This window comes from Rugosibacter aromaticivorans (genome assembly GCF_000934545.1).
Lineage (GTDB): Bacteria > Pseudomonadota > Gammaproteobacteria > Burkholderiales > Rhodocyclaceae > Rugosibacter > Rugosibacter aromaticivorans.
Genome location: NZ_CP010554.1, coordinates 1,680,150 through 1,700,293 on the forward strand (window position 1 = coordinate 1,680,150; position 20,144 = coordinate 1,700,293).

Below are 20,144 nucleotides of genomic sequence, written 5' to 3' on the forward strand. Positions count from 1 at the left end.
GGCGCATGAATCGAGGATAATCAGCGCTTAATTTCTCGCTGACTGCTCATGCCCTCCTCTCACTTATCTGACTTAGCTGAATTACCGCACGATTTATCCCATGTTGCCCCGCTCAACCGCGCGCTGGCCGCAGCCTTAAAAGCAAAAATCGATGGCAAAACCAAACCGCTGGGGGCGCTCGGACGGCTGGAAAACCTGGCCTTGCAAATCGGCTTGATTCAGCACACGCTCGCGCCATGCATCGTGCAGCCTCATATTCTTGTCGCAGCAGGAGATCACGGCGCAGCCAAAGCCGGGGTGTCAGCGTATCCGCAAGAAGTCACCTGGCAAATGGTAGAAAATTTTTTAGCGGGAGGCGCCGCAATCAATGTGCTGGCGCGGCAAGTCAATGCACAGTTACTGATTGCCGATGCCGGCGTGGCGCATGACTTTGGCCCACGTGCTGGATTGATCGACGCAAAAATCGGCGCTGGTGGTACGGCGAATTATCTTGCAGGCCCGGCCATGAGTCTCGCGCAATGCATGGATGCCATGCAACGCGGTGCCGCGATCGTGCGTGATCTGGCGGCTACAGGATGTAACACGCTGGGCTTTGGCGAAATGGGTATTGGCAATACGGCCTCCGCTTCGCTGCTCACGCATTGCCTGACCGGCCTGCCTTTGGCTGAGGTGATTGGTCGTGGCACCGGGCTGGACGATGCGGGGCTCACGCACAAGCGCGCGTTGCTGGCTCAAGCCATCGCTATCTGGCCGCAGCGGCCAGCGCTGGGTTCGCTGGCAGAGCGCAGCAACCATGAAGATGGCGAAGCTGATCCCGGAGTCGCGGCATTACATATCCTTGCGCGTTTTGGCGGTTTTGAAATCACTTTACTCAGTGGTGCCATGCTGGCGGCGGCCAAAGCGGGCATGGTACTAGTGATTGATGGTTTTATCGTCACGAGTGCCCTGCTGGTGGCAGCAAAAATTGCACCAGAAATTCTCGACTATTGCGTGTTCTCACATTGCTCGAATGAAGCCGGACACCGGCTGCAACTCGCCTGGCTAAATGGCGAGCCCCTGCTTGATCTGGGCATGCGTTTGGGCGAAGGCACGGGAGCCGCCTTGGCTTTGCCATTACTTAACGCGGCCTGCGCTTTTTTAAATGAGATGGCAAGCTTTGATTCAGCGGGCGTGAGCCGAGCCTGATGTTTATAAAAATCCGCGCACAACTGGTTTATTTTTTCGCGGCGTTGCGCTTTTTTACCCGCTTGCCGACTCCCGCCTGGGTGGATCATAGTCAGGATCAACTCAACCACGCCGCACGTTATTTTCCGCTGGTAGGTACACTGGTTGGTCTGATAGCGGCCACCGTGACACTTGTCGCCGCGATGATTCTGCCGGTATCTGTCGCTGTTATGTTCGGCATGGCCGCGAGTGTGTTAGTCACCGGCGCCTTTCATGAAGATGGCTTTACCGATGCCTGCGATGGCTTCGGTGGTGGCTGGGATAAGGAACACGTGCTCACCATCATGAAAGATTCACGGGTCGGCAGCTATGCGACCGTAGGCGTGGCGCTGCTGCTGCTGGCGAAATGGAATGCACTTGTTGAGATTGATGCCACGTTTGATACGTTAACGCTTGGCCTGACTTTGGTTGCCGCGCACGCCATATCGCGGCTGGCAGCCACCAGCCTGATTTTCACGCTGGATTATGTGCGCGAGGATGCTACAGCAAAAGCCAAGCCGCTGGCAGTGCGCATGGCGCCCCATGAGCTATTGATTGCCGCACTCACTGGCTTGGCGCCCTGTGTGCTGCTGCCTGCAAGCAATCTACTGGTTGCGCTTCTCGCCGTGGCTTTATGCACCTGGCTTGCCGCACGCTATTTTGTTCGTCGCATCGGCGGCTACACGGGCGATTGCCTCGGTGCAACACAACAGATTGCCGAGCTGGCTTTTTACCTGGGCCTCTTATGCAGCTTTACCTGATCCGGCACCCGCCGCCACAGGTGAATGAGGGCATTTGCTACGGCGTAACGGATTTACCCTTGCGCGACGACCCCAAGGCAATCGCCATTACGATCCAGACGCAACTGCCGCCCGGCTTGACGCTTTTTACCAGCCCATTGACGCGGTGTCGTCTGCTGGCTGAAGCATTACATCCGGCGCCCCTGTGCGATCCACGCCTGCAAGAATTAAATTTTGGCGACTGGGAAATGCACGCGTGGGAAACACTTGACCGAGCCGCACTTACCGCCTGGGCTGCAAACCCCACAGGCTATACGCCACCACAAGGCGAGTCTGTCAATGAATTACAAATGCGGGTGCATGATTTTCTGGCAGAACAATGTGCTCAAAAAACCACTCATGCGGCGCTGGTGACGCATGCAGGCGTGATGAAAGTGATTGTCGGGCTAGCCCACGGGCTGGCGCCTGCAGAATGGATGGCGCTTAAATTCGGTTTTGGCAGCGTGGTGCGTGTTAGGTTAGACAGCACTGAACCACGGAAAACAAGCGCGCGTTAACAAAAATCTATTCAGGCGCTGACCAACATCCGCTGGTGATTTTGTCTGCCCACATCAGGGCAGTGATGGTTTTAGCATCGGTAATTTCACCATCACGCACAGCCAGCAAAGCATCTGCGATGCGCATCTCGATCACTTCCAGAAACTCGCCCTGATCGCGCTCATGGCCGACATACACCAGGCCTTCGGCCCAAAATATTTCAATTTTCTCGTCTGAATAACCAATGCAGGGATGCATCACACCCAGGTGGTGCCACACCCTGGCCTGATAGCCGGTTTCTTCGCGCAGCTCGCGCCGGGCGGTATCCAGCGGATGTTCATTGGGGTCAATTTTGCCAGCAGGCAGCTCAAGAAATATGCGGTGCAGTGCATAACGATATTGCCGTTCAAATAACAGCCGCCCGTTATCCAGCAAGGCAACAATCACCACGGCACCCGGATGGGCTACCCATTCGCGCACCGCTGCATTGCCATCGGGCAAACGCACTTCATCGCGCCGCACATGCAACAGCTTGCCGTCAAAAACAGGCTCGCTCGAGAGCGTGTGTTCAATGAGCTGGGCATCATCCATAGGGGTCGGGGATGCAGCGATGAGTCTTAAGAAAATTCGGTGAAGTAACTGTGCCCGTCACGCCTATCAAACTATAGCGAGTGCAATAAGACAGCCGTGCAAACGGCCATGACAGCATCAGGAAATAACCCAAACGCCGCGACCGCAATGCCGTTCAACGATAGCAATACCCGAAAGGCCGGTGTTGCGATCAGTGGTGCAGTGTCCACAGGGGCATCAAAATACATGAGCTTAATGACGCGCAGATAATAAAAAGCCCCCACCAGTGAAAACATCACAGCGCCAATGGCAATGGCTATATGGCCGGCCTTGATAGCCGCCGTCAACACGGCAAATTTGGCAAAAAATCCGATAAAGAAAGGAATCCCCGCCATCGACAACATAAAGATCAGCATCATTGCGGCAAACCAGGGGCTACGCTGGTTGAGCCCTTTGAAGTCATCAAGCTGTTCTGCTTCATGACCCGCACGCGAGAGCAACAGCACCATGGCGAATGAACCCAGCGACATGAGCACATAGGCCACGGTGTAATACAACGCCGAGCTATAGGCGTTAATCGCCGTGAAAGGATCAATCTCCTTGCCGATAACACCGGAGGTTAAGCCCAGTAGCATGAACCCCATATGCGAGATGGCTGAATACGCCAGCATGCGCTTGATATTTTTCTGTGCAATGGCCGCCAGATTGCCCAGCCCGATAGAGAGTACGGCCATGATCAGCAGCATTTGCTGCCACTCGGCGACAAGAGAGAATAACGCATAAACCAATAACCGCAGCGCCATGGCAAAGGCCGCCAGCTTAGGTGCCGAGCCGATCAGCATGGTAATCACGGTGGGCGCACCATGGTAAACATCCGGGATCCACATGTGAAATGGCACCACACCCAGCTTGAAGGCCACACCCGTAACGATAAATACCAGACCAAACACCAGCACTGTTTTATCGGCTTGCCCTTGATATAAAACCTGGGATATGTTGGCGATATCAAGATTACCCGTTGCACCGTAAATCATTGACATGCCATATAGCAGCAAACCAGAAGCCAAGGCGCCCAATACAAAATACTTCATTGCTGCCTCGGTTGCTCGCGCGGAGTCACGGTCAATGGCGACCAGCGCGTAAAGGGCGAGTGACATGAGTTCCAGCCCAAGGTAAAGCGTCAAAAGACTGGCTGCAGAAATCATCACCATCATGCCCAGCGTGGCATATAGCACCAAGAGGTAAAACTCGCCTTTATCCAAGCCCCGCTCGACCAGATATTGCCTGCCATACACCAGCACCATGATGACAGATAGATAGGTCATCAGCTTGAGAAAATCACCTAGCAGGTCATCCACGAACAGATTGCTTAAAGTTAATGAGGTCTGCCCGTCGGCTGTTATCACGGTGAGCACAGCGCAGCCAAGCAAGGTGATGATCGTCAGCGCGGAGGCAACCCAACGCTGGGTTGCGCTAAAAAGCAGGTCGGCAAACAAAATGACGAACGACATCGTCAAGAGAAATATCTCAGGCGCGACCGGGTACAAATCGGGTATCACGAAATTATTCAGCATCAGATGTCTCAGTTTCTCGTGCGATGGTTTTGTGGCATGTTGCTCGGATGACTCCCATGACTCCCGTCTGTCAATTACAGTTTGCTTGCTGCAACATGCTTCAACAGGTTATCTACAGAGGCATGCATTACCTCAGTGAACGGATACGGATAAAGACCCATCGCCAATACACAAATTGCCAGCAGCGCAAGAATTAAAAACTCACGAAACCCGATATCAGACAAGGCCGCCACGTGCGAGTTGGTAATAGCCCCAAACACCACCCGCTTATACATCCACAGTGTGTATGCCGCACCCAGAATAAGCGTTACTGCAGCAGCCATACCGACCCAAAAATTGAACTTCACCGCACCTAAAATCACCATGAACTCACCCACAAAGCCCGAAGTGGCCGGCAAGCCGGCGTTCGCCATGGAGAACAGCATGAAGAAGGCGGCGAACTTGGGCATGGTATTGACGACGCCGCCGTAATCCGCAATCTGTCGCGAATGCATGCGGTCATACATGACGCCAATGCACAAGAACATGGCTGCAGAAATAAAGCCATGCGAAATCATTTGCACCAGCGAACCCTCAACGCCTAGCGGATTGAAGATAAAAAAGCCGAGGGTGACAAACCCCATGTGCGAGATTGAAGAGTAAGCCACCAGCTTTTTCATGTCAGCCTGAACGAGTGCAACAAAGCCAATGTAAATCACCGCCGTGAGCGACAAAGCGATCATGAGGGGCGCGAGGTAATGGCTCGCATCCGGTGCAATAGGCAGTGAAAACCGCACAAAACCATAAGCGCCGAGTTTCAAGGCAATCGCCGCCAGAACCACCGAGCCGCCGGTGGGCGCTTCAACGTGGGCGTCCGGTAGCCAGGTATGCACCGGCCACATCGGCACCTTGACGGCGAAGGACACCAAAAATGCAATGAACAGCAGAATCTGCGGCGTCATTCCCAACTGCAACTGGTGCCAGTCAAGAATGTTTGCACTCCCACCTGAGGTCAAAAATAGCCAGATCAAAGCCACCAGCATGAGTAAAGAGCCGAGCAGCGTATAGAGGAAAAATTTAATCGCGGCGTAAACTCGCTTGGGACCACCCCACACGCCAATGATGAGGTACATCGGGATGAGTGATGCCTCAAAAAACACATAAAACAATATCCCATCCAACGCACTGAAAATGCCATTCATCAGCCCCGACATGATCAAAAAGGCACCCATATACTGAGCCTGTTTTTTTTCGATCACGTCCCACCCGGCCAGAACCACCATGATCGTGATGAAACTGTTAAGCAAAATAAAGGGCATGGAAATTCCATCAACACCCAGCAGGTATTGCAGATTGAAGCGTGGCATCCAAGGGGCCTGCTCAACAAACTGCATGCTCGCCTGAGTTGAGTCAAACCCTGTATAAAGTGGCAAGGTCACGGCAAACCCGGCAAGCGCCACGGCAAGCGTCAGCCAGCGCACCAGGAAACGGCGCTCTGACCCGAGCAAAAGCACGGGAATCGCGCCAAGAATGGGAACCCAGATTGCAAGACTTAAGAAATGCGCATTCATGTTGCTTTTGTCAGACCCGGTTAAACCAATAGGTTAAAAATGCGGCGACGCCGAAAATCATGCCAAAGGCGTATTGATAAATATGCCCTGTCTGCAGCTTGCGCACGAGGCCAGCAAACCAGCCTACGAGATGTGCGGAGCCATTCACCATGAAGCCGTCGATCAGTGCTTGATCGCCCCCCTTCCACAGGCCACGCCCTAATAGGCGAGCACCACCAGCAAAAAACACCTCATTGAATTTGTCAAAATAGTATTTGTTGTCCAGCAGCGTGTAGAGCGGCATGACGGCTTTTTGTATTGCCGCAGGAATATCCGGACGCTTGAGATAAAAGAACCAGGACAGCGCCACACCGCTTATGGCGAGGAAGAATGGCAGACTGGCCAGCCCATGCATTGCCATGGTGAGCGCGCCATGAAATTCTTCGGTCAGATGCGCCATGGGTGGATGCTTTACCACATCAATCATGATGGCAGAGCCAAACCAGTCACCAAACAGCATCGGCTGAATGGTGAAGAAGCCGATAACTACGGATGGAATCGCCAGCAGCACCAGCGGCAGCGTGATTACCCAAGGCGACTCGTGCGGTTTGCTGGACCCATGATGATCACCATGGGTGGCGTGATGCTCGTCGTGCGGCGCCTGATCGTAGCGTTCTGCGCCGTGGAAGACCAGAAAATACATGCGGAAAGAATAAAACGCGGTAACAAATACGCCAGCCACGACGGCGAAATATGCAAAGCCGGAACCCCATAAGTGCGATGCCTGTACGGCTTCGATAATCGAGTCTTTCGAGTAGAAACCGGACAGAAACGGAAAGCCGATCAAGGCCAGCGAGCCGAGAAGTGAAGTAATCCAGGTAATTGGCATGTATTTGCGCAAGCCACCCATGTAACGCATGTCCTGATTATGGTGACAACCGATAATCACCGAGCCCGCGCCAAGGAATAGCAAGGCCTTGAAGAAGGCGTGTGTCATCAGGTGAAATACGGCAATCGGGTATGCAGAAACACCCAGCGCGACCGTCATGTACCCCAACTGGGAGAGGGTCGAATACGCCACCACACGTTTGATGTCGTTCTGGATGATCCCCAAAAAACCCATGAACAGGGCAGTGATCGCGCCAATCACCAAAACAAAGGACAGCGCGGTATCTGACAATTCAAACAGTGGTGACATGCGGGTCACCATGAAAATGCCTGCTGTCACCATCGTCGCTGCGTGAATCAGGGCCGAAATCGGCGTCGGGCCCTCCATTGAGTCGGGCAGCCAAACATGCAGCGGCACTTGTGCCGACTTGCCCATGGCGCCAATGAAAAGACAGATGCAGATGGCCGTCATCAAGGGCCAGCCAGTAACGGTTTCGACCATGGCGGCCAGTTCATTGCGCTTGGCAAACACTTCGGCGTAATCCAAGCTGCCAGCATAGGCCGCGATCAGGGCGATACCGAGCAGAAATCCGAAGTCACCGACGCGGTTCACCAAAAATGCCTTGAGGTTGGCATAAATCGCGGTTGGCCGTGTGTACCAAAAACCAATCAGTAGATAGGAAACCAGCCCTACAGCCTCCCAACCGAAAAAGAGCTGTACGAAGTTGTTGCTCATCACCAGCATCAGCATCGAAAACGTAAACAGCGAGATATAGCTGAAGAAGCGCTGATAACCGGGGTCATCTGCCATGTAGCCGATGGTGTAGATATGCACCATCAGCGAGACAAAGGTAACGACCAGCATCATCATCACGGTGAGCGGGTCAATCAGAAATCCGATGTGCAGCTTGAGGCCACCAGATTCAAGCCAAGTGTATAGCACGCCATTGAAATGGTGGCCCGCCTGAACATCCTGATAAACCAGTATCGAGGCTGCCAGTGAAACAGCCACCCCCACGATGGTGACAACATGCGCACCCGTGCGGCCGATGAGCTTGCCAAAAAGGCCGGCCAAGAGGGCACCCGCCAGAGGCGCAAGAGGAACGAGCAGATAGAGCGTTTTTATATCCATCGCTCAACCCTTTAGCTGATCAAGATCATCGACATGAATCGAGGACAGATTACGGAAAAGTACTACGAGAATCGCTAGGCCAATGGCTGATTCAGCCGCAGCGACCACCAGGATGAAAAACACAAACAACTGCCCGGAGAGATCGTTCAGGTAATGTGAGAAAGCGACAAAATTGAGATTAACGGCAAGCAGCATCAGCTCAATGGCCATGAGCAGAACAATCAAGTTTTTGCGATTGAGAAATATGCCAACGATGCTGATCGCAAAGAGAATAGCGGCAAGCGTCAGGTAGTGAGAAAGCGAAATCATAGGGGGGCACCGCCTTTGGATTCTGTCACCGGTGTTTCGCTTTCAGATGCCATAGCAACAATCCGCAGACGATCACTGCGTTTGACCGCCACTTGATCTGACGGGCGCAGCCCCTTGGTATCCTTGCGTTGCCGCAGCGTCAGCATGACAGCCGCAATAATGGCAACCAGCAAAATAACGGAGGCCAGTTCAAAGGGATAAACGTAATCAGTAAACAGAATTCTGGCAAGCGCTTTGGTATTGCTTTCACCCGCTGGAACAACGTGTGCTGGAAAGTTACCCAGGCTAAAGTAGCGGCCGGTAAGCACCGTCGTCATTTCAACCACCATGATTACACCAATGGTTGCTCCTAATGGCAAATGGCTCCAGAAACCGTGGCGCAGTCTTTCAATGTTGATATCCAGCATCATGACGACAAACAAAAACAGCACCATCACGGCCCCGACATACACCATGATCAAGGCAATCGCGAGAAACTCTGCCTGCAACAGCAGCCATAAGCCAGCCGCATTAAAAAAAGCGAGCACAAGAAAAAGCACCGCATGCACTGGGTTTCGCGCGGTAATAACCCGTAACGCGGAGAACAGCATCACTGCTGCAAACAGGTAAAAAAGAAAAGTGGTGAATTCCATGGGGCTAATCAATTAACGGAAACGGGCATCAATTTCGCGATCAGCGGCGATCTGCTCTTCGTACCGATCGCCAACAGCCAATAGCATCTGCTTGGTGTAGTAAAGATCGCCACGTGTTTCGCCGTGATACTCGAAAATACGCGTTTCCACGATGGCATCCACAGGACAAGCTTCTTCACAAAAACCACAGAAAATGCACTTGACAAGATCAATATCGTAACGGGTCGTGCGGCGCGAGGTTTGCCCATTTCCATCGTCGCGCTGAGCCGATTCAATGGTAATCGCCAGTGCAGGGCAAACCGCTTCGCATAATTTGCAGGCGATGCATCGCTCCTCGCCATTCGGGTAGCGACGCAGCGCATGCAACCCACGAAAGCGCGAGCTTTGCGGTGTTTTTTCTTCAGGAAACTGCACGGTAATCTTGCGTGCAAACATATAGCGGCCAGTAACAGCCATACCTTTGAACAACTCTTTTAAAAACAAACTGCCTATAAAATCTTTAGCACCCATAGAAAACTCCCGATCCTATTTCCAGATAGTCAGTGGCGACATCATCCAGACGCCTATGACAAGAATCCATACCAGCGTCAGCGGGACAAAAACCTTCCAGCCCAAGCGCATGATCTGGTCATAGCGATAGCGCGGAAAAGTAGCGCGAATCCAGAGGAAGAAAAAAAGAACGGCAGATATTTTCACCGCCAACCAGAAAAAACCGTCCGGCAGAAAACCAACCGGCGATAGCCAGCCACCGAAGAAAAATACCGCCACCATGGCCGACACGAGAATCATGTTGGCATATTCAGCAAGGAAAAACATCGCGAATGACATGCCGGAATATTCCACCATGTGACCAGCAACAATTTCGGACTCACCCTCGACGACATCAAACGGCGCACGATTCAGTTCGGCCACGCCCGAAATCAAATACACCGCAAACACAGGCAGCAAGGGGAGCCAATTCCAGGAAAGAAAACCAATGCCCTGCGCGGCAAAGTAACCCTGCGCTTGGCCATGCACAATCTCGGTGAGATTCAGACTGCTGGAAACCATGAGTACGCTGATTAACGCCAGCCCCATGGCCACCTCATAAGAAATCATCTGTGCTGAAGATCGCATGGCACCCAGAAATGCATATTTCGAATTTGAAGCCCATCCAGCGATGATGATGCCGTACACACCGATAGAACCAATGGCAAGAAGATACAGCACACCAGCATCGATATTCGCCAAGACCCAGCCGCTAGAAAAAGGGATCACCGCCCACATCGCCAGGGCCGGCGCTATGGCCATGACAGGCCCCACCAAAAATAGTTTTTTATCAGCCGCAGAAGGAAAGACGACTTCCTTGAAAAAGAGCTTTAACCCGTCGGCAATCGGTTGTAACAAGCCCCAAGGGCCGACACGATTGGGGCCAATACGCACATGCATCCAACCAATGACCTTGCGCTCCCAAAAAGTCAGGTAGGCCACTGAGAGCAGTAATGGCACAAGAATTAGCGCAACTTTAAACAAAGTCCACACCAGAGGAAAAAGCGGACCAAGCCACTGTTGAATGGGTGCAAGAAGCGCATTCATCATGCTTTTTCCACACGTAACGTTGTGAACATTGGACCGACAGCAACCGTGGTGGCATGTCCGGTGGCGATACGTATTACATTATCGGGCAAATTCGCATCGAGTTCAGCGTGCATCATCGCTGCTATGTCATGACTTGCAGAATTTTTTGTCGTATCTACCGTATCACCAGCGCCGTCCGAGTGGATACCGCTTCGCATAACTTTTACCCGACCACCGCTTGCAATACCCAAGCGAGCAAGCGTCACGCTATTCATACGTGCCACAGGGATAGCAGCATCTTTGGTTTTTTGTAACGCGGGAGCGTAACGCACGAGCATATCGGCAAAATGGATAGGCACATCGGCGACGCGTTCAGTCAATGGCACAGCTTGGGTAGTTGCCGGGTTTGCCAGCGGCAGATGAAACGAAATACCTGAAACACCGTTATCAAGGCCAGAGACAAATTCCAGTGATTCGCCCTGCGCAAGATTCAGCGCTTCAGCTTTTATTTCTTCGCTGCTGCTGTAATCGAACCCGGGAAGATCAAGCAAATTCGCCAATACCCGGAGTACCTTCCAGGCAGGACGGGTTTCAGCCAAGGGTTTAATGGCGGCATAGAAGCTTTGCACACGACCTTCACAATTAATGAAAGTCCCTGCGGTTTCCGCAAAGGGAGACACTGGCAAAAGCACATCCGCATAACCTAGCGCAGCTTTTGACTTGAACGGCGATAACACAATTACACTCGCTGCCTGGCTGAGTGCAGCCAAGGCTTGCATACCATGCGCGCAATCCAGCTCCGGCTCGACACCTAACAACACATACGCCCGCCGTGGCTGGGCCAACATCGCTTCGGCGGAAAGACCACCGGCTTGTGGCACTGCTTTGGCGACATAGGCACCAAGGCTATTCGCGGCTTCACCAAGAAAACCCAATCTTCCACCCAAAAGGCTGGCAAGCTGATTGGCCAACGCATGAAGCGCTGCTGCCTGCGGATGTTGTTGCGCGAAATTCCCCAGCAGAATTCCCGTGTTACGACCGCTAACAAGGCTCTGCGCAATCTGCTCGGCCTCGGCTGACACGGTCAATTCAGCAAACGCCCCATCCGTATCACTCGTTTCAATGGCCACACCCTTCTTCGCGCACACGGCCTTAACAACTTGAGCCAGCATCGAAGGTAAGCGTGAAGGCGGCACAATCGCTTGCCCGGCCAATTTAATGAACTGATCATCCCCTGCACTATGCAATAAAGTGATTTGCGCACCACGTTTGGCCGATTGACGCAAACGTTGCGCGATGAGTGGATGATCCTTACGCAGGAAGGAACCAACCACCAGCACACGATCAAGCTGGGATAGCTCGGCGATCTTCATACCCAGCCATGGCATGCCGAGACGCTTGCCATCGGCAGAAAAATCGCTGTGGCGCAAGCGCGTATCGATATTTTCGCACCCCAGTCCACGCAGCAGCTTTTGCCCAAGATACAGCTCTTCAAGTGTTGCATGAGGGCTTAGCAAGCCACCAATGGCTGTGCCGCCCGCTGCCTTGACAACATCACGTAGCGTATGCACGACATAATCGAGTGCCACAGACCAGTCGACTTCATGCCATATGCCATCTTGCTTGAGCATCGGACGTGACAGCCGCTCTGGGGAATTCAATCCCTCGTAGGAATAGCGATCTTTATCCGAGAGCCAGCACTCGTTGATGTCTTCGTTTTCACGCGGCAAAACACGCATGACACGATCGTTTTTAGTTTGCACGATCAAGTGACTGCCGAGACTATCGTGCGGGCTGATCGATTTACGCCGAGAAAGCTCCCAGGTGCGCGCCGAAAAGCGGAACGGTTTAGAAGTTAAGGCACCGACTGGACACAGATCAATAATATTGCCGGAGAGTTCCGAATCTACGGTCTTTTCAACAAACGGCATAACTTCCGCATGCTCACCCCGGAAGGCCTGGCCCAATTCCATGACGCCCGCAATTTCCTGCGTGAAGCGGATGCAGCGCGTGCAATTGATGCACCGGGTCATGTCCGTCGTCACTAGCGGGCCGAGATCTTTATCAGCCACAACGCGCTTCTCTTCTTGATAGTGAGAAGCAGAATCGCCATAGCCAACCGCCAGATCCTGCAGCTGGCATTCGCCACCCTGGTCGCAAATAGGGCAATCCAGCGGATGATTGATCAACAAGAATTCCATCACGCCCTTCTGCGCCGAGACTGCCAGCTCAGAATGGGTAAACACTTTCATGCCGGGTGTAATCGGCGTTGCGCACGCGGGTAAAGGTTTTGGTGCTTTTTCTACCTGCACCAAGCACATACGGCAGTTAGCTGCAATGGAGAGCTTCTTGTGATAACAAAAATGGGGAATATAGGTTCCCGCTTGATGCGCGGCATCCATGATGGTACTGCCGGGTTCTACCTGCAATGCTTTGCCATTGATTTCAATATCAATCACAGCCCACCCTCCGTACGGAAAAAACCGCTTCCAGCAGACTGCACAGCAGGATCGACCAGACACTTGCCATGTTCGATGTGATACTCAAATTCACTTTTAAAATGTTTAATAAAGCTGCGCACCGGCAAGGATGCCGCATCGCCTAGCGCGCAAATGGTGCGGCCCATGATGTTATCCGTCACCCGGTTCAACAAATCAAGATCCTCTGCCCGTCCTTGCCCATGCTCAATACGATGCACCACACGATACAGCCAGCCGGTACCTTCACGGCAAGGCGTGCACTGACCGCAGGATTCTTCAAAATAAAAATAGGACAACCGCTCCAGGGCTTTGACCATGCAGACGGTTTCATCCATCACGATCACCGCGCCTGAACCCAGCATGGAACCGGCCTTGGCGATACCATCGTAGTCCATGGTGGTATCCATCATCACGTCGGCCGGCAGCACGGGGGCAGACGAACCGCCGGGAATGACCGCTTTGAGCTTGCGTCCGCCGCGCATGCCACCTGCCATTTCGAGCAGCTTGGCAAATGGCGTGCCCAGCGGAACTTCGTAATTACCGGGACGATTTACATGACCAGAAACGGAAAACAGCTTGGTACCGCCATTATTCGGCTTGCCCATCGCCAGAAAGGCATCGCCACCCATGCCGAGAATGAACGGAATCGCCGCAAAGGTTTCGGTGTTGTTGATGGTAGTAGGCTTGCCATACAAACCATAGCTCGCGGGAAACGGCGGCTTGAAACGCGGCTGTCCCTTCTTGCCTTCGAGCGATTCGAGCAAGCCCGTTTCCTCGCCGCAGATATAGGCACCATAACCGTGATGCGCGAAAAGCTCAAAGCTGAACTCCGAGCCACAGATACTTTGCCCAAGATAACCAGCGGCACGCGCTTCGTCCAGGGCTTCCTCAAATCGTTCGTAGATCGAGAAAATCTCGCCGTGGATATAGTTGTAACCCCGGCTGGCACCCATCGCATAGCCGGCAATGATCATGCCTTCAATGACCGCGTGCGGGTCAAACCGTAGCAGGTCCCGATCCTTGAATGTTCCCGGCTCACCTTCGTCGGAATTGCATACAACATATTTATCGCCGGGGAAGGAGCGCGGCATAAAGCTCCACTTGAGCCCGGTCGGGAAACCCGCCCCGCCGCGTCCGCGCAGCAGGGATTTCTTGATTTCAGCGATCAGATCATCTTGCGAAACCTTCCCCACCAGAATGCGTTTTAGCTGGGCATAGCCGCCGCGTGCTTCGTAGTCTTTAAGACGCCAGCCGGCGTCACCCTTGGACCAGCCAGTAGACAGCAGCGGATTGATTGCGTCGATCAGAGCCATTTCATTTGCACTCCGCCAGCAGTAAATCGATTTGTTCCGGGAGCATGAAACTACACATGCGCTTGTTATTTACCAGCATGACCGGCGCATCACCGCAAGCGCCCATGCACTCGCCTTCTTTCAACGTAAAGCGGCCATCGGGGGTGGTTTGATTAAAGTCGATACCCAGCTTTTCTTTCAGGTAATCAGCCGCATGAGCCCCGCCCGACAAAGCACAGGGCAAATTGGTGCATACCGTCAGCTTGTATTGACCCACCGGCTCCAGGTTATACATCGTGTAGAAACTCGCCACTTCGTAAGCGGCAATCGATGGCATGCCCAGATAGCTCGCCACAAACTCGATGGTTTCACGCGCCAGCCATGATTTTTCATCCTGCGCAATAGCCAGCGCCGCCATCACCGCAGATTGCTTTTTATCGGCGGGATATTTCGCAATTTCGCGATCAATCTTTTGCAGGGATTCAGGACTCAGCATACCCATTCCATTCGTCATTTATTGCGCTTATCGATCCGTATCGCCAAGCACCAGATCAATGGTGCCGATAATCGCGGTCACATCAGCAATCATGTGGCCCGAAGCCATTTCATTCACTGCCGCAAGGTGCGGGAATCCCGGCGAACGCAGCTTTAAGCGATAAGGTTTATTGGCACCATCGGACACCGCCCAGACGCCAAATTCGCCTTTGGGATGCTCAATGGCGGCATAAACCTCGCCTGGCGGAACGTGCATACCTTCTGTGAACAGCTTGAAATGATGAATCAACTCTTCCATGTTGGCCTTCATGCGTTCACGCGAAGGCGGTGCAACTTTATGGTTATCGACAATCACGGGGCCAGGGTTCGCTCGTAGCCATGCAATGCACTGTTGCACGATACGATTGGACTGGCGCATTTCTTCCATACGCACCAGATAGCGGTCGTAGCAATCGCCATTAACGCCAACAGGAATATCAAATGTCATGCGATCATAGACTTCATAGGGCTGCTTTTTGCGCAAATCCCACTCAACTCCTGAACCACGCAGCATCGGCCCGGTGCAACCAAGCTGCAAAGCACGCTCAGGGCTGAGCACGCCGACACCGACAGTCCGCTGCTTCCAGATACGATTATCCGTAAGCAGCGATTCATATTCATCAAGATAGCCAGGAAAACGGTGTGTGAAATCGTCAAGAAAATCCAACAGCGAGCCCTGCCGGGCTTCATTGAGTTGCCGCACATCCTCAGCAGATTTGAACCGGTTGACTTCATACTGCGGCATGCGATCGGGTAAATCGCGGTACACGCCACCCGGACGATAATAGGCCGCATGCATCCGCGCACCTGAAATTGCTTCATACACATCCAACAGATCTTCCCGCTCGCGGAAGGTGTACAGCACCATGGCCATCGCGCCAATATCCAGTGCATGCGTGCCTATGTTGAGCAGATGATTCAGAATGCGCGTCACCTCATCCATCATGACGCGAATATATTGCGCACGCAAAGGCACTTCCAGGCCGACTAGCCGCTCAATCGCCATGCAATAGGCATGCTCGTTGCACATCATCGAAACGTAATCAAGCCTATCCATATAAGGCACAGATTGAATCCACGTTCGCGTTTCAGCCAATTTTTCTGTAGCGCGATGCAACAAACCAATATGCGGGTCAGCCCGCACCACCACTTCACCATCCAGTTCAAGCACCAGTCGTAACACGCCATGCGCTGCAGGGTGCTGCGGGCCAAAATTGATGGTGTAATTTTTGATTTCAGCCACGGTCACCGCCTCTTGCGTAAAGATCTTCGCGCACAATACGTGGCGTTACTTCGCGTGGTTCAATCGTGACAGGTTGATAAATCACGCGCTTTTGCTCTGCGTCATAGCGCATTTCAACATGGCCGGACACCGGAAAATCTTTACGGAACGGATGCCCGACAAAGCCATAGTCGGTCAGAATGCGACGTAAATCCGTGTGACCCTCAAAAAGTATTCCATACAGATCAAATGCCTCGCGCTCGTACCAGTTGGCGCAATTCCACACGTCAGTAATTGAATCCACTAGCGGAAAGTTTTCATCGGGTGCGAATACTCTGACACGCAAGCGCCAGTTGTGCGTCAATGAGGTCAAGTGGCACGTTACGGCAAACCTGCGCTCTTCACGCCCGGCAAATTCAGAATAATCGATCCCGCTCAAATCAACCAGCTGCTCAAAACGAAGCGCAGGGTTATCGTGCAATTGCATCATGACTGCGTGATAGTTTTCAGCAGAAACCTCGATGGTTAACTCATTAAATGCACACTCCGGCCCGGTGATACGATCACCCAGCAGATCTTTGAGCAGCAGCTGAAGACGTTCCAGTTTCTGATTCATGGCGCAGTTATTTCCGCAGTTATTCGTGCAGTTGTTCGGCCTCAGCGCGCAATCGTATTGGTGCGCTTGATTTTGTTATGTAACTGAATGATGCCGTACAGCAAGGCTTCTGCCGTGGGAGGGCACCCCGGTACATAAATATCGACCGGCACAATGCGATCGCAGCCACGCACGACTGAATACGAATAATGGTAATAGCCGCCGCCATTGGCACAGGAGCCCATGGAAATCACCCAACGTGGCTCGGCCATTTGGTCATACACCTTGCGCAGAGCAGGTGCCATTTTGTTGGTGAGCGTTCCCGCCACGATCATGACATCCGACTGGCGCGGACTGGGGCGAAACACAATGCCAAAGCGATCCAGGTCGTAACGCGAGCACCCTGCGTGAATCATTTCAACTGCACAGCAGGCCAGGCCAAAACTCATCGGCCACATCGAACCAGTACGCGCCCAGTTGATCAGTTTGTCTAGCGAGGTGGTAACAAACCCCTCTTGGAGAACGCCTTCAATGCTCATGGCTGCGACTTACTCCCAATCCAGTGCGCCTTTGGCCCATGCATAGACGTAGCCAATGACGAGAATGCCAATAAAGACGAACATTTCAATAAACCCGAACAACCTGATGGCCTCGGCATGCACAATCTCCTTGAAAATGGATGCCCACGGAAACAGAAAGGCAATTTCCAGATCAAACAGAATGAAGAGAATCGCGATTAGGTAATAACGGACATCAAACTTCATCCGTGCATCTTCAAACGGCTCAAAACCACACTCAAAGGGGGAGAGTTTTTCGCTATCGGGATGATTTGGCGCCACCAACCAACCAAGAAAAATCGGCGCACACCCGAAAGCAAGACCCACTAAAATGAAGACTAGAACCGGAAAATAGTTTTCAAGCATATCAGGAGGAGACGATGACTCTCAGTTTCACTCAGTTTCTCATTAACCAACCCAAAAAAATAACCAGAAACGGGCTATTTCATTACCTAAAAATTCATGGTGCCGACGGCGAGACTCGAACTCGCACAGCTTTCGCCACTACCCCCTCAAGATAGCGTGTCTACCAATTTCACCACGTCGGCGTTGTGCTTCAAAAACTGATTGAAATTATATCGCAACCCGTTTGCTGCCTCATGCATTGCAGCAAAAAATGTTGTGCGTTAAAACGGACCGCGTTACTGCGGAATATTTTTTACTTTTGAATCAGGTGCGGCCGGTGCTTGTGCTGGCGCGGCAGATGGCACCGGGACGACAGACACCGGGGCAGCAGGCGCTGTTTTTGGTACAGCGGCATCCATCACACTACGGGAAGCCTGGGGGCGAGAGGTCGCAAGGTAAGCCAAACCAAGACTCGTGCAAAAGAAAATCGTCGCAAGGATGCCAGTGGCACGGGACATGAAATTGGCCGAGCCCGTTGCACCAAAAAGACTCCCCGATGCCCCACCGCCAAAAGCGGCACCCATATCAGCGCCTTTACCGTGCTGAAGCAGGACTAATCCAATGATGCCCAGACCCGCTAGAACATGTGTGGTTAAAATGATCGTATGCATTAAATTCATATCAACTCCAAAAAGACATCAGGCTGCGGCGCAAATCGCCAAAAAGTCTGCAGCAACAAGTGAAGCACCACCAATCAGCCCACCATCAATATCCGGCTGGGAAAAAATTTCTGCCGCATTACCAGGTTTGACACTGCCGCCATACAGAATCTGAAGATGATCACCCAAGCCCGCGCTTTCACGCGCCAAGCGGCCACGAATAGCAGCATGCACTTCCTGAGCTTGGTCTGGCGTGGCTGTTTGCCCTGTGCCAATGGCCCACACGGGCTCGTACGCCACCACAGCTTGCGCAAAAGCCGCACTGCCATTGCTGGCTAACACAGCGTCCAACTGCCGGGTGATGACATCATGCGTGACCCCCGCTTCACGCTCAGCGAGCGTTTCACCAACACACAGGATGGGAATCAATCCCGCCCGTTGTGCCGCAGCAAACTTGGCGGCAATGATGGCATCGGTTTCCGCAAAGAAAGCACGTCTTTCCGAATGACCCACCAGCACATAGCGACAGCCAAAATCAGCCAACATGCTGCCACTCACCTCGCCCGTCCATGCACCTTGGTCATGCTCCGAAATATTTTGCGCGCCCCACGCCACCGAGCTGTCTTCTAACGATTGACGCGTCTGAGCTAGATAAGGGTACGGGACACAAAGTACCACTCTGGACGCCACACCTCGCGCCGCCCCGGTTTGAGCGGAAACGCCAGAACGGATGGCGTCGAGCAGACCAGAATTGGTGGCCAAACGACCGTGCATTTTCCAGTTAGCGACAACCAGTTTGTTACACATGAAAGAAGAAAAGTCAAAAAAAAGACGCTTAGCGTTAAGCACGCGATTATAAAGCCAGCGTCACGATAATGCCAGCCAAGGGGGGTGATAAGCCAAAAACTCGGCGCTGGTGAGACGGCGCGCCTATTGAATAGTCAGAGCAGTACGCTGACATCATGCAAATGACATATTAGCTGGTTTTCGGATGCTACCCAAACCGCCCAGTAATGTAGTCCTCAGTCTGTTTCTTCTGCGGTTTGATGAATATCTGATCAGTCACGCCAAACTCGATCAGTTCGCCCAGGTACATGTAGGCCGTATAGTCGGACATGCGCGCGGCCTGTTGCATGTTGTGGGTGACGATGACAATAGTGAACTCTTCCTTAAGCTCGGTCACCAGTTCCTCGATACGCATCGTCGAAATCGGATCGAGCGCCGAGGTTGGCTCATCGAGCAACAGCACCTCTGGCTTCACAGCGATGCCGCGCGCGATGCACAAGCGTTGCTGCTGACCGCCAGAGAGACTCATGCCGCTCTTATTGAGGACGTCTTTTACCTCGTCCCACAACGCTGCCTTCTTCAGTGCCCATTCGACACGTTCGTCCATCTCTGAACGTGATAACCGTTCCTGCAGATTAACGCCGAAGGCGATATTTTCGTAGATCGACATTGGAAACGGCGTCGGCTTCTGGAACACCATGCCGACCCGTGCGCGCAGGTGGTTGATATCGACACTCTTGTCGAGAATGTCCATGCCGTCCAAGCGCAATTCGCCCTCGGCACGCTGATCAGGATAGAGATCGTACATGCGGTTCATGGTGCGTAGCAGCGTCGATTTGCCGCAGCCCGATGGCCCGATGAAGGCCGTAACCTGGGTACGGTAGATATCGAGATTAATATTCTTCAGGGCGTGATACTTGCCGTAATAAAAGTTGAAGTTCCTTAACGTGATCTGCGTTGTCAAGGTAGCAGTCGGAATGTCATTCATCATGGGTTCGTTCTA

At 52.8% G+C, this 20,144-nt stretch carries 21 protein-coding genes and 1 tRNA gene; 3 read left to right on the forward strand and 19 right to left on the reverse strand.

The features are described from left to right. Window positions 1–48: 48 nt before the first annotated feature. Genes cobT through PG1C_RS08375 form a run of 3 tightly spaced genes read left to right on the forward strand, consistent with a single transcriptional unit; the run spans window position 49 to window position 2,500 of the window. Window positions 49–1,185: a nicotinate-nucleotide--dimethylbenzimidazole phosphoribosyltransferase gene (cobT, locus tag PG1C_RS08365; RefSeq protein WP_202634369.1), complete on the forward strand. Its 1,137-nt coding sequence runs from the start codon at window positions 49–51 to the stop codon at window positions 1,183–1,185. After that, entirely contained in the window at window positions 1,185–1,964 is a 780-nt protein-coding gene (locus PG1C_RS08370) for an adenosylcobinamide-GDP ribazoletransferase (protein ID WP_237218113.1), read from the forward strand. The genes cobT and PG1C_RS08370 overlap by 1 nt, the downstream gene beginning before the upstream one ends. Then, on the forward strand, window positions 1,949–2,500 hold the full coding sequence (locus PG1C_RS08375) for a histidine phosphatase family protein (RefSeq protein WP_202634370.1): 552 nt from the start codon (window positions 1,949–1,951) through the stop codon (window positions 2,498–2,500). The genes PG1C_RS08370 and PG1C_RS08375 overlap by 16 nt, the downstream gene beginning before the upstream one ends. A 7-nt stretch (window positions 2,501–2,507) precedes the next feature. Here PG1C_RS08375 and PG1C_RS08380 read toward each other — a convergent pair whose 3' ends face one another. From PG1C_RS08380 to pstB, 19 genes are all read right to left on the reverse strand, one after another. Continuing rightward, window positions 2,508–3,071 carry an NUDIX domain-containing protein gene (locus PG1C_RS08380; RefSeq protein ID WP_202634371.1) on the reverse strand — a complete coding sequence of 188 codons (564 nt, stop codon included), beginning with the start codon at window positions 3,069–3,071 and terminating at the stop codon, window positions 2,508–2,510. Between the two features lie 71 nt (window positions 3,072–3,142). Then, window positions 3,143–4,624: an NADH-quinone oxidoreductase subunit NuoN gene (nuoN, locus tag PG1C_RS08385; protein ID WP_202634372.1), complete on the reverse strand. Its 1,482-nt coding sequence runs from the start codon at window positions 4,622–4,624 to the stop codon at window positions 3,143–3,145. 74 nt (window positions 4,625–4,698) lie between these two features. Beyond that, complete coding sequence (locus PG1C_RS08390; protein ID WP_202634373.1) at window positions 4,699–6,174, reverse strand: NADH-quinone oxidoreductase subunit M; 1,476 nt, start codon at window positions 6,172–6,174, stop codon at window positions 4,699–4,701. A 10-nt stretch (window positions 6,175–6,184) separates the two neighbouring features. After that, a complete protein-coding gene (gene nuoL, locus PG1C_RS08395) occupies window positions 6,185–8,173 on the reverse strand; it encodes an NADH-quinone oxidoreductase subunit L (protein WP_202634374.1) in 1,989 nt (662 codons plus the stop codon). A gap of 3 nt (window positions 8,174–8,176) precedes the next feature. After that, a complete protein-coding gene (nuoK, locus tag PG1C_RS08400) occupies window positions 8,177–8,482 on the reverse strand; it encodes an NADH-quinone oxidoreductase subunit NuoK (protein WP_202634375.1) in 306 nt (101 codons plus the stop codon). Then, entirely contained in the window at window positions 8,479–9,114 is a 636-nt protein-coding gene (locus PG1C_RS08405; RefSeq protein ID WP_202634376.1) for an NADH-quinone oxidoreductase subunit J, read from the reverse strand. The genes nuoK and PG1C_RS08405 overlap by 4 nt, the downstream gene beginning before the upstream one ends. 12 nt (window positions 9,115–9,126) lie before the next feature. Next, complete coding sequence (nuoI, locus tag PG1C_RS08410; protein ID WP_202634377.1) at window positions 9,127–9,624, reverse strand: NADH-quinone oxidoreductase subunit NuoI; 498 nt, start codon at window positions 9,622–9,624, stop codon at window positions 9,127–9,129. A 15-nt stretch (window positions 9,625–9,639) separates the two neighbouring features. After that, window positions 9,640–10,689 (reverse strand): NADH-quinone oxidoreductase subunit NuoH, encoded by a 1,050-nt coding sequence (gene nuoH / locus PG1C_RS08415; RefSeq protein ID WP_202636987.1) that lies wholly within the window; start codon window positions 10,687–10,689, stop codon window positions 9,640–9,642. Next, complete coding sequence (gene nuoG, locus PG1C_RS08420) at window positions 10,689–13,130, reverse strand: NADH-quinone oxidoreductase subunit NuoG (RefSeq protein ID WP_202634378.1); 2,442 nt, start codon at window positions 13,128–13,130, stop codon at window positions 10,689–10,691. Before nuoG ends, nuoH begins: the two co-directional genes overlap by 1 nt. Further along, window positions 13,127–14,464 (reverse strand): NADH-quinone oxidoreductase subunit NuoF, encoded by a 1,338-nt coding sequence (gene nuoF, locus PG1C_RS08425; protein WP_202634379.1) that lies wholly within the window; start codon window positions 14,462–14,464, stop codon window positions 13,127–13,129. The genes nuoG and nuoF overlap by 4 nt, the downstream gene beginning before the upstream one ends. 1 nt (window position 14,465) lies before the next feature. Next, window positions 14,466–14,939 carry an NADH-quinone oxidoreductase subunit NuoE gene (nuoE, locus tag PG1C_RS08430; protein ID WP_202634380.1) on the reverse strand — a complete coding sequence of 158 codons (474 nt, stop codon included), beginning with the start codon at window positions 14,937–14,939 and terminating at the stop codon, window positions 14,466–14,468. A gap of 27 nt (window positions 14,940–14,966) precedes the next feature. Continuing rightward, a complete protein-coding gene (locus PG1C_RS08435) occupies window positions 14,967–16,220 on the reverse strand; it encodes an NADH-quinone oxidoreductase subunit D (protein WP_202634381.1) in 1,254 nt (417 codons plus the stop codon). Beyond that, window positions 16,213–16,815: an NADH-quinone oxidoreductase subunit C gene (locus tag PG1C_RS08440; RefSeq protein WP_202634382.1), complete on the reverse strand. Its 603-nt coding sequence runs from the start codon at window positions 16,813–16,815 to the stop codon at window positions 16,213–16,215. Before PG1C_RS08440 ends, PG1C_RS08435 begins: the two co-directional genes overlap by 8 nt. Window positions 16,816–16,856: 41 nt before the next feature. After that, window positions 16,857–17,333, reverse strand: coding sequence for a NuoB/complex I 20 kDa subunit family protein (locus PG1C_RS08445; RefSeq protein WP_202634383.1), 477 nt, complete (start codon window positions 17,331–17,333; stop codon window positions 16,857–16,859). Window positions 17,334–17,342: 9 nt separating this feature from the next. Next, window positions 17,343–17,717: an NADH-quinone oxidoreductase subunit A gene (gene ndhC, locus PG1C_RS08450; protein ID WP_202634384.1), complete on the reverse strand. Its 375-nt coding sequence runs from the start codon at window positions 17,715–17,717 to the stop codon at window positions 17,343–17,345. 97 nt (window positions 17,718–17,814) lie between these two features. Further along, window positions 17,815–17,899 (reverse strand) — tRNA-Leu (locus tag PG1C_RS08455). 93 nt (window positions 17,900–17,992) lie between these two features. Then, window positions 17,993–18,367, reverse strand: a complete 375-nt coding sequence (secG, locus tag PG1C_RS08460; RefSeq protein WP_284431815.1) for a preprotein translocase subunit SecG — start codon at window positions 18,365–18,367, stop codon at window positions 17,993–17,995. A 27-nt stretch (window positions 18,368–18,394) separates the two neighbouring features. Beyond that, the gene (gene tpiA / locus PG1C_RS08465; protein ID WP_202634386.1) at window positions 18,395–19,162 is read right to left on the reverse strand and encodes a triose-phosphate isomerase; all 768 of its coding nucleotides are present in this window, start codon (window positions 19,160–19,162) and stop codon (window positions 18,395–18,397) included. A gap of 187 nt (window positions 19,163–19,349) precedes the next feature. After that, entirely contained in the window at window positions 19,350–20,129 is a 780-nt protein-coding gene (gene pstB, locus PG1C_RS08470) for a phosphate ABC transporter ATP-binding protein PstB (protein ID WP_284431816.1), read from the reverse strand. Window positions 20,130–20,144: the final 15 nt, after the last annotated feature.

What these genes read in the sequence shown, in the direction of transcription:
- nuoF (WP_202634379.1), bottom strand. Translation starts at nt 14,464, where the DNA reads ATGGCTCTGATCGACGCAATCAATCCGCTGCTGTCTACTGGCTGGTCC.
- nuoI (WP_202634377.1), bottom strand. Translation starts at nt 9,624, where the DNA reads ATGGGTGCTAAAGATTTTATAGGCAGTTTGTTTTTAAAAGAGTTGTTC.
- PG1C_RS08380 (WP_202634371.1), bottom strand. Translation starts at nt 3,071, where the DNA reads ATGGATGATGCCCAGCTCATTGAACACACGCTCTCGAGCGAGCCTGTT.
- nuoE (WP_202634380.1), bottom strand. Translation starts at nt 14,939, where the DNA reads ATGCTGAGTCCTGAATCCCTGCAAAAGATTGATCGCGAAATTGCGAAA.
- PG1C_RS08375 (WP_202634370.1), top strand. Translation starts at nt 1,949, where the DNA reads ATGCAGCTTTACCTGATCCGGCACCCGCCGCCACAGGTGAATGAGGGC.
- secG (WP_284431815.1), bottom strand. Translation starts at nt 18,367, where the DNA reads ATGCATACGATCATTTTAACCACACATGTTCTAGCGGGTCTGGGCATC.
- pstB (WP_284431816.1), bottom strand. Translation starts at nt 20,129, where the DNA reads ATGAATGACATTCCGACTGCTACCTTGACAACGCAGATCACGTTAAGG.
- nuoK (WP_202634375.1), bottom strand. Translation starts at nt 8,482, where the DNA reads ATGATTTCGCTTTCTCACTACCTGACGCTTGCCGCTATTCTCTTTGCG.
- PG1C_RS08370 (WP_237218113.1), top strand. Translation starts at nt 1,185, where the DNA reads ATGTTTATAAAAATCCGCGCACAACTGGTTTATTTTTTCGCGGCGTTG.
- cobT (WP_202634369.1), top strand. Translation starts at nt 49, where the DNA reads ATGCCCTCCTCTCACTTATCTGACTTAGCTGAATTACCGCACGATTTA.
- ndhC (WP_202634384.1), bottom strand. Translation starts at nt 17,717, where the DNA reads ATGCTTGAAAACTATTTTCCGGTTCTAGTCTTCATTTTAGTGGGTCTT.
- PG1C_RS08440 (WP_202634382.1), bottom strand. Translation starts at nt 16,815, where the DNA reads ATGAATCAGAAACTGGAACGTCTTCAGCTGCTGCTCAAAGATCTGCTG.
- nuoH (WP_202636987.1), bottom strand. Translation starts at nt 10,689, where the DNA reads ATGAATGCGCTTCTTGCACCCATTCAACAGTGGCTTGGTCCGCTTTTT.
- nuoN (WP_202634372.1), bottom strand. Translation starts at nt 4,624, where the DNA reads ATGCTGAATAATTTCGTGATACCCGATTTGTACCCGGTCGCGCCTGAG.
- PG1C_RS08445 (WP_202634383.1), bottom strand. Translation starts at nt 17,333, where the DNA reads ATGAGCATTGAAGGCGTTCTCCAAGAGGGGTTTGTTACCACCTCGCTA.
- PG1C_RS08390 (WP_202634373.1), bottom strand. Translation starts at nt 6,174, where the DNA reads ATGAATGCGCATTTCTTAAGTCTTGCAATCTGGGTTCCCATTCTTGGC.
- PG1C_RS08405 (WP_202634376.1), bottom strand. Translation starts at nt 9,114, where the DNA reads ATGGAATTCACCACTTTTCTTTTTTACCTGTTTGCAGCAGTGATGCTG.
- nuoL (WP_202634374.1), bottom strand. Translation starts at nt 8,173, where the DNA reads ATGGATATAAAAACGCTCTATCTGCTCGTTCCTCTTGCGCCTCTGGCG.
- tpiA (WP_202634386.1), bottom strand. Translation starts at nt 19,162, where the DNA reads ATGTGTAACAAACTGGTTGTCGCTAACTGGAAAATGCACGGTCGTTTG.